We start from the raw sequence: 342 nt of genomic DNA, 5'->3' as shown, positions 1-342 counted from the left end.
TCAGGATCAAGAACGGAAAGGCGAAGCCCTCCGATTTTGCAACCCACATTACATCGAGCCCAGAGTTGAGCGGCAGCGCCGTCTCCGCGATTACTAGATCTGGAGGCGATCTCCGCACGCTTCTGAGCAGCTGCTCACCGGAGACAACCAGTTCGATCGTGTCCGCCAAGTTGGAACAGATTCTTGCCAGCCCTTCGGCGACAATCAAATGGTCGTCCGCCATCAACAGGCTTCGGATTTTCTGACAACCCTCTGGTCGCGGCTGGTTCAACACAACTGCCCTCCGACAACATTGACTATTGTGGTTGCAGCTGTCCATCAATCAAAGTGTCGATGAAAACT

The 342-nt window shown here is 53.8% G+C and carries 1 pseudogene; it reads right to left on the bottom strand.

Annotated features, from left to right (window positions below):
- Positions 1-223, bottom strand: a pseudogene (locus KVS69_RS19085) (DNA-binding response regulator); the annotation flags it as partial.
- Positions 224-342: the final 119 nt, after the last annotated feature.

This window comes from Stenotrophomonas sp. GbtcB23 (assembly GCF_019091045.1).
In the GTDB taxonomy this organism is placed as follows: Bacteria; Pseudomonadota; Gammaproteobacteria; order Xanthomonadales; family Xanthomonadaceae; genus Stenotrophomonas; species Stenotrophomonas rhizophila_A.
The sequence above is the reverse complement of the archived record's forward strand: the minus strand, read 5'-3'. Positions and strand labels throughout refer to the sequence as shown.